The 15,526-nt window shown below is 70.6% G+C and carries 18 protein-coding genes; 8 read left to right on the top strand and 10 right to left on the bottom strand.

Translation table 11 applies throughout. The features are described 5' to 3' along the window. Positions 1 to 172: 172 nt before the first annotated feature. Together FHR33_RS02505 and FHR33_RS02500 are read right to left on the bottom strand one after the other, a co-directional pair. The gene (locus FHR33_RS02505) at positions 173 to 1,357 is read right to left on the bottom strand and encodes an MFS transporter (RefSeq protein WP_183642911.1); all 1,185 of its coding nucleotides are present in this window, start codon (positions 1,355 to 1,357) and stop codon (positions 173 to 175) included. Positions 1,358 to 1,460: 103 nt separating this feature from the next. Further along, positions 1,461 to 2,504: an FAD-dependent monooxygenase gene (locus tag FHR33_RS02500; RefSeq protein WP_183642908.1), complete on the bottom strand. Its 1,044-nt coding sequence runs from the start codon at positions 2,502 to 2,504 to the stop codon at positions 1,461 to 1,463. Between the two features lie 64 nt (positions 2,505 to 2,568). On the opposite strand from FHR33_RS02500, the gene FHR33_RS02495 reads away from it, so the two are divergent. Then, positions 2,569 to 3,153, top strand: a complete 585-nt coding sequence (locus tag FHR33_RS02495; protein ID WP_183642905.1) for a TetR/AcrR family transcriptional regulator — start codon at positions 2,569 to 2,571, stop codon at positions 3,151 to 3,153. Between the two features lie 92 nt (positions 3,154 to 3,245). On the opposite strand, the gene FHR33_RS02490 is transcribed toward FHR33_RS02495, so the two are convergent. Both FHR33_RS02490 and FHR33_RS02485 read right to left on the bottom strand, forming a co-directional pair. After that, positions 3,246 to 3,848, bottom strand: a complete 603-nt coding sequence (locus FHR33_RS02490; RefSeq protein ID WP_183642903.1) for a DJ-1/PfpI family protein — start codon at positions 3,846 to 3,848, stop codon at positions 3,246 to 3,248. After that, positions 3,845 to 4,807: a GlxA family transcriptional regulator gene (locus FHR33_RS02485; protein WP_183642900.1), complete on the bottom strand. Its 963-nt coding sequence runs from the start codon at positions 4,805 to 4,807 to the stop codon at positions 3,845 to 3,847. The genes FHR33_RS02490 and FHR33_RS02485 overlap by 4 nt, the downstream gene beginning before the upstream one ends. A gap of 183 nt (positions 4,808 to 4,990) precedes the next feature. Between FHR33_RS02485 and FHR33_RS02480 the strand changes: the two genes are divergently transcribed. From FHR33_RS02480 to FHR33_RS02465, 4 genes are all read left to right on the top strand, one after another. After that, positions 4,991 to 5,335 carry a DUF3817 domain-containing protein gene (locus FHR33_RS02480; protein WP_183642897.1) on the top strand — a complete coding sequence of 115 codons (345 nt, stop codon included), beginning with the start codon at positions 4,991 to 4,993 and terminating at the stop codon, positions 5,333 to 5,335. 5 nt (positions 5,336 to 5,340) lie between these two features. After that, a complete protein-coding gene (locus FHR33_RS02475; protein WP_312895327.1) occupies positions 5,341 to 6,009 on the top strand; it encodes an HD domain-containing protein in 669 nt (222 codons plus the stop codon). A 26-nt stretch (positions 6,010 to 6,035) separates the two neighbouring features. Continuing rightward, positions 6,036 to 7,427 carry a Dyp-type peroxidase gene (locus FHR33_RS02470; RefSeq protein ID WP_183642891.1) on the top strand — a complete coding sequence of 464 codons (1,392 nt, stop codon included), beginning with the start codon at positions 6,036 to 6,038 and terminating at the stop codon, positions 7,425 to 7,427. 113 nt (positions 7,428 to 7,540) lie between these two features. Then, a complete protein-coding gene (locus FHR33_RS02465) occupies positions 7,541 to 7,972 on the top strand; it encodes a carboxymuconolactone decarboxylase family protein (protein WP_183642889.1) in 432 nt (143 codons plus the stop codon). 73 nt (positions 7,973 to 8,045) lie between these two features. Here FHR33_RS02465 and FHR33_RS02460 read toward each other — a convergent pair whose 3' ends face one another. The 5 genes from FHR33_RS02460 to FHR33_RS02440 form a co-directional block, all read right to left on the bottom strand. Further along, positions 8,046 to 8,876 (bottom strand): hypothetical protein, encoded by an 831-nt coding sequence (locus FHR33_RS02460; RefSeq protein WP_183642886.1) that lies wholly within the window; start codon positions 8,874 to 8,876, stop codon positions 8,046 to 8,048. Between the two features lie 31 nt (positions 8,877 to 8,907). Next, positions 8,908 to 9,786: a hypothetical protein gene (locus FHR33_RS02455; RefSeq protein ID WP_183642883.1), complete on the bottom strand. Its 879-nt coding sequence runs from the start codon at positions 9,784 to 9,786 to the stop codon at positions 8,908 to 8,910. Next, a complete protein-coding gene (locus FHR33_RS02450; RefSeq protein WP_312895326.1) occupies positions 9,783 to 10,088 on the bottom strand; it encodes a PadR family transcriptional regulator in 306 nt (101 codons plus the stop codon). The genes FHR33_RS02455 and FHR33_RS02450 overlap by 4 nt, the downstream gene beginning before the upstream one ends. 246 nt (positions 10,089 to 10,334) lie before the next feature. Further along, a complete protein-coding gene (locus FHR33_RS02445; RefSeq protein WP_183642876.1) occupies positions 10,335 to 10,568 on the bottom strand; it encodes a hypothetical protein in 234 nt (77 codons plus the stop codon). A 75-nt stretch (positions 10,569 to 10,643) separates the two neighbouring features. Continuing rightward, positions 10,644 to 11,996 (bottom strand): MFS transporter, encoded by a 1,353-nt coding sequence (locus tag FHR33_RS02440; protein WP_183642873.1) that lies wholly within the window; start codon positions 11,994 to 11,996, stop codon positions 10,644 to 10,646. 26 nt (positions 11,997 to 12,022) lie between these two features. On the opposite strand from FHR33_RS02440, the gene FHR33_RS02435 reads away from it, so the two are divergent. Further along, entirely contained in the window at positions 12,023 to 12,544 is a 522-nt protein-coding gene (locus FHR33_RS02435) for a CGNR zinc finger domain-containing protein (RefSeq protein WP_183642870.1), read from the top strand. Between the two features lie 30 nt (positions 12,545 to 12,574). Here FHR33_RS02435 and FHR33_RS02430 read toward each other — a convergent pair whose 3' ends face one another. Next, the gene (locus FHR33_RS02430) at positions 12,575 to 13,348 is read right to left on the bottom strand and encodes an alpha/beta fold hydrolase (RefSeq protein ID WP_183642868.1); all 774 of its coding nucleotides are present in this window, start codon (positions 13,346 to 13,348) and stop codon (positions 12,575 to 12,577) included. 55 nt (positions 13,349 to 13,403) lie between these two features. Here FHR33_RS02430 and FHR33_RS02425 point away from each other — a divergent pair, with 55 nt between their 5' ends. Together FHR33_RS02425 and FHR33_RS02420 are read left to right on the top strand one after the other, a co-directional pair. Beyond that, on the top strand, positions 13,404 to 13,934 hold the full coding sequence (locus FHR33_RS02425) for a PadR family transcriptional regulator (RefSeq protein ID WP_183642865.1): 531 nt from the start codon (positions 13,404 to 13,406) through the stop codon (positions 13,932 to 13,934). A gap of 212 nt (positions 13,935 to 14,146) precedes the next feature. Further along, positions 14,147 to 15,280 carry a ricin-type beta-trefoil lectin domain protein gene (locus FHR33_RS02420; RefSeq protein ID WP_183642862.1) on the top strand — a complete coding sequence of 378 codons (1,134 nt, stop codon included), beginning with the start codon at positions 14,147 to 14,149 and terminating at the stop codon, positions 15,278 to 15,280. Positions 15,281 to 15,526 lie beyond the last annotated feature (246 nt).

The raw sequence follows: 15,526 nt of genomic DNA, 5'->3' as shown, positions 1-15,526 counted from the left end.
CGCGCCTCGGACCGGCACCTCGGTTCCTCGGTTGCATGTACTCCCCTTCGTCCTGGAGGTGCTGAGCGCACAAGGGACTCCGGTAACGAACTCCCCGATGTCCTGATCTTCTGCAGAACCTTGGCACAAAGCCGCGTGCGGGGTCGCTCAACGGAGGGAAGCGGGCTCTTCGTCACTGGCGGGTGACCGGTTGTCGAGGGGAGGGCGTGGCGGCGAGACGGCGGTGGTCGCGTCGCCACGAGTAGAGCGCGATGAGCAGGCCCGAGACCGTGAGGACGGCGGCAACCGGGTACATCGAACGCGGTCCAGGGCCGTCGATGAGCCGTCCGCCGAGCCACCCGGCGAACGCGGCGGCGAGCTGGAAACCGGAGGCGTTGACGGCGACGGCCAGAGTGGGCGCGGCCTGGGCGGTGGCCACCACGCGGGTCTGCATCCCCGGAATGACGGCGAAGGCCAGGACACCGAGCACGAACCACAGCACCGCGGCGGACACCTGGTGGCCGCTGGCCGTCCAGCCCACTGCGAGCGCGCCCGCCAGGACGGCCAGCAGGCCGGCGAGCGAGGGCATGAGCGCCCTGTCGGCCAGCCATCCGCCCAGGAAGTTGCCCGCGACGGCGCCGGCCCCGTACACCAGCAGCAGCAGCGGCAATGCCGCGCCGGAGAATCCGCTGACGTCGGTGGCCAGCGGCGCCATGTAGGTGAAGACGGTGACGACTCCCAGGTTCCCCGCCGCGGTCAGGGCGATGGCCAGCACGACGTCCCTGCTGGTGAACACGCGCAGTTCGCCGAGCAGGGAACCGATGTCCGGCGCGGGCCGGTCGGGGACGGAGCGCAGCACCAGCGCCAGGGCGATGGCGGTGAACACGGCGATCGCGGCGAAGGTCGCTCGCCAGCCGAGGTTCTGACCGACGAAGGTGCCCAGCGGAGTGCCGGCGATCATGCCCAGGTTCATGCCGAACGTCAGCCTCGCCACCGTGGAGGCCTGCCTGCCCGGAGGGGCGGTGGAGACGGCGGTGGCGACCGCGACGGCGAAGAAGGTGGCCACCACCAGGCCTGCGACGAAGCGCCCGGCCAGCAGGACCGGGTAGGTGGGTGCGAGCGCCGACGCGGCGTTGCCTGCGATGGAGGTGACGATGAGCCCGACGATGAGCGGCCGGCGGGGCAGCCGCGCGGTCAGGGTCGTGATCACCGGCCCTCCGGCGATCATCCCGACGGCGTAGGCGCTGACCAGAAGCCCCGCGGCCGGAATCGACACCGACAGATCGCGGGCCACGTCCGGCAGGATGCCGGCGATGACGAACTCCCCGGTGGTCAGGCCGAAGACCACGAGCATGAGCGAGAAGACCAGAAGCGGCATGTCGTTCGCCTCCTGACGATGCGATGTCGAGGTGTTCGGCCTGCTCGGGCTAGGAGTGAGCGGCCCGACCCGTGAAACAGGGGCACGGTCGACCGGGAGGTGTTCAGAGGGGAAGGACCCGCATCAGGGCGTTGCGTGGTCTTGCCAGGCGGCCCGCTCCGGCCAGGCGGGTCATCCACCGGGACGCCGTGACCATCCGCTGAGCCGCCGGGCGGCGCCGGGCGTCATAGGCGCGCAGCGCCCGCGCCACGTCGCCGGGCTGGGCGCGCAGGCAGGCGGCGAGTTCGATCGCGTCGAGCAGGGCCTGGCAGGCGCCCTGTCCCAGCGCGGGCGTCATCGCATGGGCGGCGTCCCCGATCAACGCCACGTTCCCGGCGACGTAGGAGGCCAGCGGCGGCGCCAGGTCGTGGACCTCATGCCTCAGCACGGCGTCCTCTTCGGCGGCGGCGAGCACGCGGGGTATGGGGTCGTGCCAGCCGGCGAAGCGGGCGCGCAGATCGTCGAGAGTCTCGCGCGCTCCTTCTGAGGTCCGCACGGGCGCGTACCAGTTGGTGACGCCCGGAGACTGCGGTGTCATCCCGAACATCTGCCCGCGGCCCCAGGTCTCGCCGTAGTCCTGCGGCTCGAAGCCCTGGATCACTCCGCGCCAGGCGACGATGCCCGCGTAGCGTGGCCGGGTGGGGGCTGCGAAGAACGCCTGGCGCACCGCGCTGCGGACCCCGTCGGCGCCGACCACCAGGTCGTAGTCGGCGCGCAGCGCGGCGGGGTCGGTGATCTCCACGCCGGTGCTGATCGTCGCAGGATCCACCTCCTGCACCAGCATCTCGATCAGCGAGACCCTCGACAGCATGCGGACGGGCGCTCCGCCACGCCGTTGGATGCGGTCCAGTGGAAGGTCGGCCAGGCGCCTTCCGCCAGGAGTGCGGATCTGCGCGCGCAGGTAGGGGACGGTGCGCTCGCGCAGTCGTTCGCCCAGTCCGAGACCGGCCAGGCCGGCTTGGGCGTCCGGGCGGATCCCGAGCGCCGTTCCCTCGGCGACGATCCGCGGCCACCGCTCGAAGATCGAAACCTCCCAGCCGATCGCGCGCAGCGCGATCGCGGTCGTCAGCCCGCCGACTCCGGCGCCGACAATGACAGCTTTTCTCATTCTCATCACTACATATGTGGTACCACGTAAGTGGTGGTCGTGTCCAACGGGAGAATAGGGGGCCATGGTGGAGAACAGGGATCGGCGCGACCGGCTGCGTGACGCGGCCATCGAGGTGTTGGCGCAAGAGGGCGGGAGGGGTCTGACCCACCGCGCGATGGACCGGTCCGCCGGGCTGCCGGAGGGCACGACCAAGAACTACTTCCCGACCCGCGACAGCCTCCTGCAGGCCGCCGCCGAGCGGTGCGTGGAGCGCTACTGGAGCGAGCTCCAGCAGGCCGAGATCCACACCGTCGACCAGTTGCTCGCGGTGCTGCGCCACATGATCGACCGAGCGCTGACGGTCAACCGGTCCCGGGTCCTGGCCTACCTCGAACTGCACGCGGAAGCCGCAAGGAACGCCCAGGTGCGGCAGACTCTGGCCCGGCTCTCCCGCGCCGACCTCGACCTGCACCTGGCCGCCCAGCAGGCCGCCGGCCTCCCGGCCACCCGCCATGGCGCCGCCGTGGTCACGCTGGCGATCAACGGGGCGCTGAGCCATTTGCTCACCCAGCCCTCCGACGTGCGGGCCTCCTACGGCCTCGACGACCTCGACGCCTTCCTGAGCCGCCTCATCGTCTCGGCCTATCCGCACCGGTCGACGACCTGACCGGCGAGAGGGCGGCGGTACCGGCCACGGGCACCATCGCCGGCACCGCCACCGTCCCGCCGGTCAGGCGCCCCAGGACCCGGCCGCCCCGGTCAGAGGGGCTCGTCGGCGAGGTAGGGCGGGGCGGGGTCGTACTGGATCTCGCGCCGCACGGCCCGCGCGTGCTCGCGGCCGTGCAGCCGGCCGACCAGCCACAGCGCGCTGTCGATCCCCGCGGAGACTCCCTGGCTGGTGAGCAGGTTGCCGTCCACGACGTAGCGGGCGTCGCGGACGACGGTGACGTTCCCACGCGCCTCGAGGGCGTCCTCGTAGCCCCAGTGCGTGGCGACGCGCCGCCCGCGGGCGGGCCCTGCGGCGTGCAGCAGGAAAGCGCCGGTGCACACGCTGACCACCCAGGCGGCCTGCTCGGCGGTCTTGGCGATCCAGTCGGTGACCGCGCGGTTGTGCGGCTCGATCTCGCGGGCGCCGCGGCCGCCCGGCACCAGCAGGACGTCCAGCGGCGGATGGTCGTCCAGGGTGCAGTCGGGCAGCACCCGCATGCCCTTGCTGCACCGGACAGGACCCGGCCGTTCGGCGACGAGCACCGCGAGGTCGGCGTCCGCGCGCAGCTTGGCCGAGGTGGTGAAGACCTCCCATGGTCCGGCGAAGTCGAGCTCTTCGACGACGTCGAAGATCAGTAGTCCGTACGTGGTCATCGGTGTTCTCCCGTGGTGGATCGGAAACGGTCGCGGTAGTCGGAGGGAGCCACGCCGAGGCAGCGGTGGAAACTGCGTCGCAGGGTCTCGGCGGTGCCGAAGCCGTAGCGGCGGGCGATGACGTCGATGGGCTCGCCGCCGTTCTCCAGGGCTCGCTGAGCCGCCTCCACCCGGACCCGCTCGACATAGGCGGCGGGCGGGATGCCGAGTTCGGCGGTGAAGCGGCGCTGCAGGTGGCGAGGGCTGAGCCGGGCATGCGAGGCCAGATGGGCGATGTCGTGCCGGGCGCCGGGGTCGGCGTGGATGGCCGTCACGGCGTGCCGGATGGGGTCGGAGGCAGGCTGCATCGACCACAGGCCCACGCTGAACTGGGATTGGTTGCCGGGTCTGCGCAGGAACAGCACCAGGTGACGGGCGACCTCCAGCGCCACCTTCTGCCCCTGGTCCTCCTCCACCAGGGCCAGCGCGAGATCCATTCCCGCGGTCACCCCCGCGGAGGACCAGACGTGGCCGTCCCTGATGAAGATGGGGTCCGGCTGCACGGTGACGGAGGGATAGTCCTGCGCGAGTCGTTCGGCCCTCGCCCAGTGGGTGGTGACGCGGCGGCCGTCCAGCAGACCGGCCTCGGCCAGCAGGAACGCTCCGCTGCAGACGGAGGCGACCCGCCTGGCTCCGCGAGCCGCGGCGGCGACCCAGCCGGTCAGGCGCGAGTCATGCCTGGCGGCGTAGACGCCTGCCCCGCCGACGACGACCAGCGTGTCGATGCCGGTCGGCCGTAGCCCCGCCACGCCGTGCCCGGCGTGCAACGGCAGGCCGCTCTCAGCGCGCACCGGCCCTGGCTCGGGGGCCACGATCGCGCAGTCGTAGCCCCCTGCCCGCTGGAACACCTCGTGCGGCCCGACCAGGTCGAGTGACTGGAAGCCATCGAAAATCACGAAGGCGATGCGGTGTGATTGCACCCCTCCACGTTCCAGCCCGCGCCTCCATGGCGTCAACGACACATATCCCACAAATCGCGCCACCGACCTGTACGGGTGCGCGGACCTGCTGTTTCCTCCAGGCTGGACCCCCACTTTCAGGGCGACTGAAGCTCCCCCTAAGCTTCAGGCTGCCTGAAGGCTTGAGGAGGACATCCATGACCCATGCCCGTTCGTCGGCGGCCGCACGCCGTCCGGCCCCACCCCTGCGGCAACCGGGATCACGTGTGGCGCCAGGCGCGGAAGCGGGAGCGTGACGCCGTGCGCATCCTGCGGATAGCGGCCACCGTCGAAGCCGTCTCACTCACGATCCTGCTCACCAACCTGCTCACGATCCACGCCAAGCCGATCACCAGCCTCGCGGGCCCCCTGCACGGCATGGCCTATGTGACCGTCATCGTCGCCGCGTCGGTGGCACAGGCCGCCAAGGGCGTGCGCTGGCGCGCCCTTGTCCCGGGGGTGGGCGGCCTGCTCGCCCTCCGGCACCTTCACACCACACAGAACGGATGACTCCCGTGGACTACGACCCCCTGCCCTTTCCCCGCACCGACCTCGCCCTGAGCGCGATGCGTCACGCCAGGGACATCGAGCCTCCGGCCATCTTCAACCACAGCATGCGCAGCTACCTGTACGGCCGCTTCCTCGGCGAGGAGCAGGGCCGGCGCCCCGATGTCGACTACGACGACGAACTGCTGTTCCTCGGCTGCGTGCTCCACGATGCCGGACTCGGTGACCAGGGCGACAGCGAGCACCCCTTCGACATCGACGGCGCCGACCACGCCGCCCGTTTCCTCACCGATCAGGGGATAGCGGACGAGCGCGTCGAGATCGTCTGGGACGCCATCGCCCTGCACCTGCATCCCGACATCGCCCTGCGCAAGCGGCCCGAAATAGCGCTCGTCTCGGCAGGTTCAGGCTTCGACCTCGGCCCCCACGGGGGCCACACCCTCCCCACCGGCTACGCCGACCGCATCCACGCAGTGCTTCCCCGCCTGCACGCCGCCGCCGCGCTGTACGACACGATCGTCGGCCAGGCGCTCGCCAAGCCCCACAAGGCTCCGCCGTTCACCATGCCCGGCGAACTCCTGCGCCAGCACACCGGTCAGGACTGGCCCACCTGGCGGCAGCTGATGACCCAGCCGCCGAGCTGGGGCGACTACGACGGCTACCAGCCGAGGACCTGACCCTCTCCACTCGAAGGACACCTCACATGCCCAGCCCATCCGCAGACCGACAGGGCGCCACGCCAGACGGCCGCGGCAGTTCCGCCTTCTCCCGACGCACCCTGATCACCTCGCTCGTGGTGACCGCGGGCGTGGGAGCGGGCGGGGCGCTCGCCGTCGGCGGAGGCGAAGCGCCGGCCTCACCAGCGCGTAACCCGGCCGCCGGAAGCCCGCCCGCGGAGCAGTTCCACGGGACGCACCAGTCCGGCATCGCCACGCCCCAGCAGCGCTACGCCTACTTCGCCGCCTTCGACCTCGAAGTCGGCGACCCCAAGGGCAAGCGCCTCTCGACCGAACGGATCGCCACCAACTTCCAGCACCTCATGGAGCGCTGGAGCGGGGCGGCCGAACGTCTCATGCGCGGCCGGCCCGCCGGTCCGCTCCCCGTCAACCGCCCCGGCGCACCCGCCGACAGCGGCGTCGCCGACGGCCTGCCGCCCTCCCGGCTGACCCTGACGTTCGGCCTGGGACCGGAGCTGTTCGACAGGATCGGCAGACAGGAGCAGCGGCCGCGGCACCTGCGCGAGCTGCCGGCCTTCTCCACCGACCAGCTCCAACCCGCATGGAGCGGCGGTCAGCTCTTCGTGCAGATCTGCGGCGACGACCCGCAGAGCATCAGCCACGCCTTCCGCGCCCTCCGTGGCCGCGCCCCCGGCCTCGCCCGGCTGCGCTGGAGCCAGCAGGGCTTCCTCGGCCGGTTCGGCGACGCCACCCCCCGCAACCTGTTCGGCCACAAGGACGGCACCGCCAACCCGCGGGCCGGCACCGCCGCGTTCGACGACGCGGTCTGGGTCAGCGGACCTGACGAGCCTTCCTGGTTCACCGGCGGCACCTATCTGGTCTTCCGCAAGATCCGCATGGACCTGCCGAAGTGGGACACCTCCACCGCGCTGCAGCAGGACCAGTCCATCGGCCGTCGCCGCGACACCGGCGCCCCACTCAGTGGCGGCCACGAGTTCACCCCTCCTGACTTCGGCAGGGCAGGACCGGACGGTGAGCCTGTGATCCCGTCCGACTCCCACCTGGCTCTGGTCCGCGACATCCCGATGCTGCGGCGCTCCTACAACTACGACTACGCCTTCCAGGCGAGGGCCGAAGCAGCCGGTGAGCACGATCACCACGGAGCCGACCAGCCAGGTCACAGCCACGACGATCCCCTGCACGACCACGCAGGAACCGGGCACGACACCTACGACACCGGCGCCCTGTTCTGCGCCTACCTCCGAGATCCCGGCGACTTCATCCGCGCCCAGCGGAAGATGGCCGCCGCCGACCGGCTCAACGCCTTCATCCAGCACACCGGCAGCGCCATCTTCGCCATCCCTCCGGCGGTCCAGCCCGGCCGGCATCTCGCAGCCGCCCTGTTCCCGCAACGCTGACCCGAAGGACCGGATGCTCATCCCTCGGACGGATGCCCAGATTGTCCGAACAGTTCTCGCTATGTAATATCCAGGATGTACAGAATGAGCTGATTGGAGAAGCCCTGATGCGCATGAGCATCCGCAAGCCTGCCGCCAACGGCCTGAAGGCGATGTACGCGCTGGAGACCTACCTCAACGCCAGCCCTGTCCCCCGAGCCACGCTGGACCTGGTGCGGTTGCGGGTCAGCCAGATCAACGGATGCGGCTTCTGCGTGGACATGCACGCCCGCGAGGCGACGGAGGCCGGCGTGTCCGGCCAGCGCCTTCACGCGGTCGCTGCCTGGCGGGACACCCCGTTCTTCTCCGAGGAGGAGCGCGCCGCCCTCGCACTCGCCGAGGCGGCCACGCGGCTGTCCGACAACCCTGTCGGCGTCCCCGACGACGTGTGGGAAGCAGCCGCCGACCACTACGACGAGGAGGCGCTGTCCGCTCTGGTCATGGCGATCGCCGCGATCAACGCCTGGAATCGCATCAACGTCACCCTGCGCAACGCCCCGGCCTAGTTCCTGGGCGGTCGCAGCCTCCGCGCGCCTCCACCCGGGCGCGGGGGGCGCGGGGTGGAGCCGACGAACGGGCTCACAACGGGAGCTGCGCCTCCACCTCCTGGTCGACGGCCGTCTTCACGGGTGAGTAGCGCGCGTAGAACTCCTTGCCGCACTCGAGGTCGTCGAGGGCGTCCTTGATCTCCTTGACGAGGTACGGCCTGGCCTGCGCAGCCGTGAGTTCCGGCCAGGACGTTCCCTGTTCCTTCCCTATCTTGCCGACCTGCGCCAACATGGCCTTCTCTCCTCTGCCGGCCAGGTCGCTCGGCTTGAGCGAGGTGATCGCGTAGCCCTTGCCCTTAAGACAGTCGCCGAACGTCGCGGCCAGGCGCACCAGTTCGGCGTCGCCGTCGATCCGCCGGGTGGTGAGCTGCTTGTTGAGGTCGAAGTGCATCTTGAACACGTCCATCCGGTTCTTCACGTCCTTGTTCAGGACCACCTTGAAGGCCTTGGCCATACAGGCGTCCTCCGCCTTCTTGTAGGCGTTGAACTGCGTCTCGTTCATCCGGGCCCCCGGGTTGGGGTCCTGCCCGTACTCCTTCTCGACCAGCGCGCCCGAGGCGGAGTCGTCGGGATAGACGAACTGGGCGAAGATCCGGTAGCCGTACTTCGTCCTGACCTCCTTGGCGGCGGCGTAGTCACCGGCCGCCATCTTTTTCTGCGCCTCCGTCTCCTTGGGGCCGGACATGACGAACGGGGTGTACTTGAAGCCCTTCTGCTTCATGCAGTCGGCCTTGATCCGCTCCATCTTCCACTTCGCCTCCTGTCCGGCGCCGGTGGCGCTCGGAGCGGCAGGCTCGGGCGCGTCGGTGGCACACCCGGTCAGTACGGCAAGCGCCAGGGCAGCCGTGACGAACGCTCTCATGAGATCTCCAAAGAAATGACGCGCCGAGGGATCAGCGCAGGGCGGTTCTGCGGTGCTCGCGCGCCACCAGGACCGCGGTGACGGCGGGAAGGGTGAGCAGGGCCCAGTAGGCCAGATGCCGCACGGTGAGGTACGGCCCGTGCTCGGCCATCGCGACGGTGACCGACAGCAGGTAGACCAGCGCCGCCACGCCCCAGCGCGGGTCTCTCGCCATGCGGGCCGCGCAGACCGCCGCCGCCAGCAGCCCCAGCTCGGCGACCGCCCGGACCACGCCGACAGGGAACTTCGACTCTCCCATCAGGGCGGGGCCCACGCAGAGGGCGGGCGCGACCGCGAGCCACCACCAGGAGCGCGCCTTCAGCGGGTGGGCGCCCGCCGCCAGCACGAGCGACCCGGCGAAGGCGAGCGCGTAGGACAGGGCGACGACCTGGGGGCCGGTGGTGGCGAACAGCCCGTCGACCGACCGGGGGCCTGACGTGATCGGTATCAGCACGTGGTCGAACAGGGGCACCCCTGACGCGATCGCCGTGGCCTTCGCTCCGGTGAGAAGCAGGAGAGGGAGCGCCAGCCGTACCCGCCCCCGTATGACAGCCAGCACGGTGAAGGCGGACAGGACAGTCCACAGCGGGATCGCGGTGACGAAGGGGAGTAACGCGGCCAGGTTGGCGACGGTCAGCGCGGCGACCCCCAGGTGCAGGCCGTCGCGCCAGGCCGGCCCTGCCGCCGCGTGCTCGACGCGGGTGCGCAGCCCGCCCATCAGCAGCCCCAGGGCCTCCCTGATCTCGGGTGTGCGCCGCCCCGGCTCAGCCGTGTCGAGCAGGATGTCGATGAGCTCGTCGCCGTGCGCCTTGCGGTAGCCAGCGGGATAGGCCAGGAGGAACCTGCGGTATCGCCGCTCGAGCCGCGTCACGCGAGAGCCTCGCGGTTGAGGACCAGGGCCGCCGCCTCGTTCATGCGTCTGGCCTCGCTCCTGACGATCGCCGTCCCTTCGTCGGTGATCCGGAAGTAGCGGCGGACCCGGCCGTTGACTGTCTCCTCATGGTCGACGGCGAGCACCCCGCGGGCGGCGAGGCGTTCGAGGATGGCGTAGAGGGTGCCGACCGTCGGCCGGACCCGGCCCGCCGACAGCTCGCCGATCCGCTTGAGGATCGCGTGGCCGTGCAGCGGACCGTCGAGCAGCGCGGTGAGCACGAAGTACATCGGCTCGCTCACTTCTGATGATCTTCTCGGCACGACCGGCAACATACTCTGTTGAACAGAGTATCGCAAGATGTCGCCGCCGCCTCGGGCGTCAGATCGCAGGCCCTGTCAGGAGGTCAGCCGTCCGCCGCCCCACCGAGGCGGGCCGCGTCGACATCTCCGAGTACTTCGAGTCCGAGGAGGCGCTGGCGGGACGTACCCCCCGCGACAGCCGAGAGGCGCCGCCCTCACCCCGGGAGCGGCGCCTCTCGCAGAAAGTCAGTGCTGAAAGGTCGGCGTCCGCACCGGCGGCGCCTGCGGAGCCGGCATCGAGGGTTGCTGTTGCCGTTCCGCCTCGGCGGAAACCCGCCGCCGCGGCAGGCGCTCGGCGCAGCCGCCCCCGCAGTAACCGTTGGTGACGATCAGCCTGCCTCGGGCAGGCGTGTACGCCTTGCGGTCGGAAGCGAGCAGCACTCCCTGGCACACCTGGCACAAAATCCCGTCGTTTTCCACGCATGCTCTCTATCCGAAGTCGCGCCAGGTAACCCCTACGGGTCGGTATTTCAGGAGAGGGGGCGAGCTGGAGCCCTATCGCGACGATCCGGCGCTCGCCGTGATGGCCGGGGAGGGCGGCCGGGTGTCGCCGCGGCCGGTGGGCCCGTGCGCTGTCCGGTGTCGCGGGAGGAGTAGCAGCACGGTGCTGACGATGGCGGCGGCGCCGAGCGCCAGCCAGTAGAAGCGGCCCAGCCCCCGGTCGCTGACCAGAAGGAAAAGGGTGCCGCCGCAGAGGGAGCCGAGCGCCTCACCGGCGCTCCAGCAGATCTGGCGGAAGTTGAGTGCCTCCAACCGCGACTCGAAGGCCAGCGCCGCGAAGGCGGTGTTCAGCATCGGCGTGAAGACCATCTCCGCGACGGCGAACAGCGCGACGGTAAGCAGGCACGCGGCGGCGAGCGGCAGGCCCGAGCCGAGCGCGAGGAAGGCGAGACCGAAGACCACGGCCGCCCCGCCGAGCAGCATCATCGGCCGCGTCCCCCGGCGAAGCAGATGAGTGACCACCGCGGTGATCGCCGGCTGCAGCACCACGATTATGATCGCCGGGCCGGACAGCAGTACCGCCCGCAGCACCGGGGTGGTGATCTCGTCGGCGATCATCAGTGCGAAGGCCGAGTAGAACTGGGCGTACAGGAACGTCGCGAGCGTGGCGACGACGACGGTCCGCCACGCGTGCGGGCTGCGCAGCGCCGCCGCGACCCCCGCCCGGCTCACCGGCCAGGCGTTCACCGTGGGCCGCGGCCGCCGGACCGCCTGCCTCAGCACCCTGGGCAGCCCGACGAACAGGATCGCGGCACCGAGCAGATAACACACCGCCACCGCCGCCATGAGTGGCCGCCCGTCCCCTGACACGTACAGGGCGCTCGCGATGAACGGGCCGAGCGCCCCGGCCACGTTGACGGCGATGTTCATCGTCGAGTACGCCTTGTTCCGCTCGACGTCGCCGGTGGTGTTCTCGGCGATGAGCACCCGGGCCAGCACCTGGTGCACGCTCTGGCCGAACCCCGCCACGAGCAGCACCACCAGCAGCGCGGCGAAGGCGTGCACGAACGCGAGCAGCCCGAAGCCCACCGCGGCCAGCAGCGCGCTGACCACCATCGCGGTGGTGTACCCGAATCGGGGAAGCCACCGGTTGACCAGCAGGCAGGAGACGCCGACCGCCGCGAAGTAGACGAACAGCCCCACCCCGACGGCGGTGGCCCCCGTGCTCCTGTCCTGGGTCGCGATCAGGATTGCGAGGACCGGCACGAGACTGTACTGGCCGAGATTGACCAGCAGGTTGTCCACCGCGAGCAGCGGCGTGACCGGCGGACGGCGGGCCGGCCCGCCGGCGCTCGTCGCGTCGGCCGCGCTCATGGCCTTCTCGGCATGGTGTCCGGTTTCTTCCATGCCGACCAGCCTGATGTAATGGGCTTATGCACCTCAACCCTTACGGCGAGGACGCCGTGAACCTGGCCGCGGACCTGGCCAACCGGCGCCCGACGAGCGCGGAGGAGCTCGCCGACCGCTGCCGCTCCGCCGGGCTGGTGCTGGAGAGCCCGGTCACCTCGCAGGACGTGGACCACGTCTGCGCCGTACTGGACGAGTGGGAGAAGGTCGTCGACGCCGTCGACGAGCACGAACGCGCGGACCTGGTCAACCGGATGCTGGCGGAGGCCGCCGCCTACCCGCGGCTGACCGACCACGCCGGCCACGGCTGGCACCTGCACTACCGCGACGACCGCCAGCCGCTCGGCTCCGTGCTGTTCTCGCTCATCTCCGTCGGCACCGCGTTGCACCTGGCAGGACGGGGCATGCACCGGCTCCGGCGGTGCGCCCTGACAGAGTGCGCCACGATCTTCGCCGACACCTCCCGCACCGGGCGGCAACGCTACTGCTCCCCGCGGTGCGCCAACTGCGACGCGGTACGCCGGCACCGCGCGCGAGCCACGGCGTAGGCCCTTCGGTGACGCGGGTGCCGCCGCGCTCTACACGCTCAGCGCGTCAGCGACGGCGTGGGCGAAACCGTCGAGGTTGTCCAGCATGATGTTGTGCCCGCAGTCGGGGATCGCCACGACGCGGACGCCGGCGCCGGTGAGGCTTTCGGTGTCGGCGCGCACTCCGTCCGCGGCCGGGTAGAGGAACGCTCGCGGGATCGGCAGCTTCTCCAGGTTCTCCCGCATCGTCGGCACGGTGCCGCGCAGGAGACTCATCGCGCTGCGGTAGAGCGCCTCGGGCCCGGCCAGGCGCATCGTCGCCGCCCAGTGCGGGCCGACGAAGTCCATGGTCTCCTTCCATCCGTGGTCGAGAAACTCCTGTTCGGTGCGGTAGACGGCGATGCCGGAGGTGCCCGGCCGCCTGGTCTGCGGCAGCGGCGTGGGGTCGAGGTTGGCGTCGGCCAGGACCAGCCGTCCGACCAGGTGCGGATGGCGGGCGGCCAGCGTGATGGCGACCGCGCCGCCCATGCTGTGCGCGACGATGTCCGCGCCCCCTGCCGAGGCCTGCTCCAGTGCGACGGCCAGGGCGTCGGCGTGCTCCTCCAGGGTGTAGGCCAGGTCGGCGGGGCGGTCGCTGATTCCGAAGCCCAGCATGTCGATCATGAGTGACCGGCGCCCGGCGAGGGCCGGGTGCGCCGCCACAGGGGCGAAGTAGGGGGCCGAGCTCGCGCCGAGCCCGTGGACGAAGACCAGGGTGGGCTCGACGCCCGCGATCTCGACCCAGCGAATGCGGGAGCCGTCGGGGAGGACCTGCGCGCTGTGCATGGCGCCGAATATACCTCCAACCCGATATATCCTGCCAACGGGGTACGGTGGAGCCATGATGCAGCTCGCCGTCCTCGGATTCCTCTACGATGCGCAGCTACACGGCTATGACCTGCGACGACGTATCGCGGCCCTGACCGGCCACGTGCGGCCCATCGCCGACGGCACGCTCTACCCGCTGCTCAAGCGCATGGAGACAGCCGGCCTGCTGCGCCGCGAGCTGCAGCCCGGTCAGGTCGCGGCGCCCCGGCACATGCTGTCGCTGACCCCGGCCGGCGAGCAGGAGCTGCTGAACCGGCTGCGCGACCCCGACGAGCTGTTCATCACCGACGAGAACCGCTGGTTCACCCTGCTGGCCTTCCTGCGGCACCTGGACGATCCCGCCGAGCAGGCGGCGGTGCTGCGGCGCAGGCTGCACTTCCTCACCCAGCCGGCAAGCTTCTTCTGGGACGGTGACCGGCCCCTGCGAGCCGCCGACTTCGACGACCCGTTCCGCCAGGGCCTGTTCACGATCGCGACGGCCACGACACGAACGGAGCTGACCTGGCTGCGCGAGACGCTCGCCGCGCTGGAGTCACAGGCGTAGAGCCGGACGCGACCGCAAGCGCGTGCACGACTTTCCAGCCCCGCTGAAACGTCCAAGCCCACCCGACGTTTGTCCATTACCAGGGATATCAACCCGTTGTTACCTTCTCGGCGAGAGGTCCGATCAAGAGATCGGCTCCTCGGCTCGGGGTCTTCGTGCAGCCGCCCGCAATACCGGCGCGACCACATCCGAAGCTCGAGAAAGGAAGCACCGTGGACGACACACCCCCCACCCCCTCCCGGCCGCGCGGCCACCACCGCAACCCACTCCGGCTGATCCTCCTGCTCGTCGCCGGCGTCACCGCCGCCCTGTTACCCGGCGGCGCGGCGCACGCGGGAGACACCCCAGGCACCTACTCCAACTGGCAGTTCGACGGCGTCAGCGGGCTCGGCGACGTCGCCTACACCATCACTGTCGACACCGATCCCGGCGACCAGTCGCAGGTCTACTGGTCCAACCAGGTCTCCTGGACCAACGGCCACGGCGGCTACGCCGGTCTGCAGACCAATGCCAGCACCACCCGCCGCCTGTTCCTGTTCTCCGTCTGGGACGTCACCGAGGCCAGGCCAGGCTCGCAGGGCAGCTGGTGCCAGGCCTTCGGCGGCGAGGGCGAGGGCATGAGCTGCCGCATCTGGCACACCTGGACCCCCGGACAGACCTACCGCTTCCACTACCGCGCGGAAGGCGGCGGCTGGTGGGGCATGACCGTCACCAACACCTCGACCAACGCCCAGTTCAAACTCGGCAGCATCCGCGTGGGCGCGGACACCATGTCACCGGGATCGGTCAGCTGGACCGAGTACTACAGGTGGAGCGATCCGCGCTCCTCCTGCGCCACCGAGCCCTACTCCCGCGCCAGGATCACCGCGCCCGTCGGCAACAACGGCACCCTGCGGGCCAGGGTCACCAGCGCGCACGTCACCGTCAGCGGATCGACGGCGACGCACGTCAACGCCATGGGCAACTCGGTGATGGGCCAGATGAGCGGCATCGGCGGCAAGTGCGTCAACGTCGCCGACGCGGCCGACGCCACTCCCGCGCTCCTTCAGCCGTGCGACGGCGGCGCGGGCCAGGCGTGGGTCTGGGCCTACGACGGGACCATCCGCTCGAAACTGTTCGCCTGCCTGGACGCCAACGGCAGCGCCAACGGCGCGCCGGTGACCCAGTGGAGCTGCAACGGCGGCGCCAACCAGCAATGGAGTCACAGCAACGGCCGCATCGTCAACGCCGCCAGCGGCAAGTGCCTCGACGCGGCCAACGGCAGCAGCGCCAACGGCACCCGCCTCATCATCTGGACCTGCGGGAGCAACGCCAACCAGCAGTGGTCCATCCCGGCCAGGCCCTGACCGCACCGTCCCGTCGCTTCGCTGGAGGTTCATCAGGGCAGCGCCCTCCGAGATCCGGTCTGCCTCGGAGAGCGTCGACCGTGTGGCTGGGAAAGGATTGGACGGTGTGATGCTCGGGCTTGTAGCTTGCAGTCGACTGTGACACCGCCTGAGGAGGTGAGACCCATGAACGCTGTATCGATGTGGGTGCTCCCCCTACCGTCACGGTCGGGCGATTGACGTAGGTGTCGCCGGGAGCGCCTCGAC

It is taken from the genome of Nonomuraea dietziae (assembly GCF_014195505.1).
Classification (GTDB): domain Bacteria; phylum Actinomycetota; class Actinomycetes; order Streptosporangiales; family Streptosporangiaceae; genus Nonomuraea; species Nonomuraea roseola.
The sequence above is the reverse complement of the archived record's forward strand: the minus strand, read 5'-3'. Positions and strand labels throughout refer to the sequence as shown.

Bases quoted from the DNA above. Each gene is read 5' to 3' on its own strand.
- FHR33_RS02490 (WP_183642903.1), bottom strand. From the start codon at position 3,848: ATGACCACGTACGGACTACTGATCTTCGACGTCGTCGAAGAGCTCGAC.
- FHR33_RS02460 (WP_183642886.1), bottom strand. From the start codon at position 8,876: ATGAGAGCGTTCGTCACGGCTGCCCTGGCGCTTGCCGTACTGACCGGG.
- FHR33_RS02435 (WP_183642870.1), top strand. From the start codon at position 12,023: ATGCACCTCAACCCTTACGGCGAGGACGCCGTGAACCTGGCCGCGGAC.
- FHR33_RS02500 (WP_183642908.1), bottom strand. From the start codon at position 2,504: ATGAGAAAAGCTGTCATTGTCGGCGCCGGAGTCGGCGGGCTGACGACC.
- FHR33_RS02480 (WP_183642897.1), top strand. From the start codon at position 4,991: ATGCCCGTTCGTCGGCGGCCGCACGCCGTCCGGCCCCACCCCTGCGGC.
- FHR33_RS02430 (WP_183642868.1), bottom strand. From the start codon at position 13,348: ATGCACAGCGCGCAGGTCCTCCCCGACGGCTCCCGCATTCGCTGGGTC.
- FHR33_RS02495 (WP_183642905.1), top strand. From the start codon at position 2,569: ATGGTGGAGAACAGGGATCGGCGCGACCGGCTGCGTGACGCGGCCATC.
- FHR33_RS02505 (WP_183642911.1), bottom strand. From the start codon at position 1,357: ATGCCGCTTCTGGTCTTCTCGCTCATGCTCGTGGTCTTCGGCCTGACC.
- FHR33_RS02440 (WP_183642873.1), bottom strand. From the start codon at position 11,996: ATGGAAGAAACCGGACACCATGCCGAGAAGGCCATGAGCGCGGCCGAC.
- FHR33_RS02465 (WP_183642889.1), top strand. From the start codon at position 7,541: ATGAGCATCCGCAAGCCTGCCGCCAACGGCCTGAAGGCGATGTACGCG.
- FHR33_RS02470 (WP_183642891.1), top strand. From the start codon at position 6,036: ATGCCCAGCCCATCCGCAGACCGACAGGGCGCCACGCCAGACGGCCGC.
- FHR33_RS02425 (WP_183642865.1), top strand. From the start codon at position 13,404: ATGATGCAGCTCGCCGTCCTCGGATTCCTCTACGATGCGCAGCTACAC.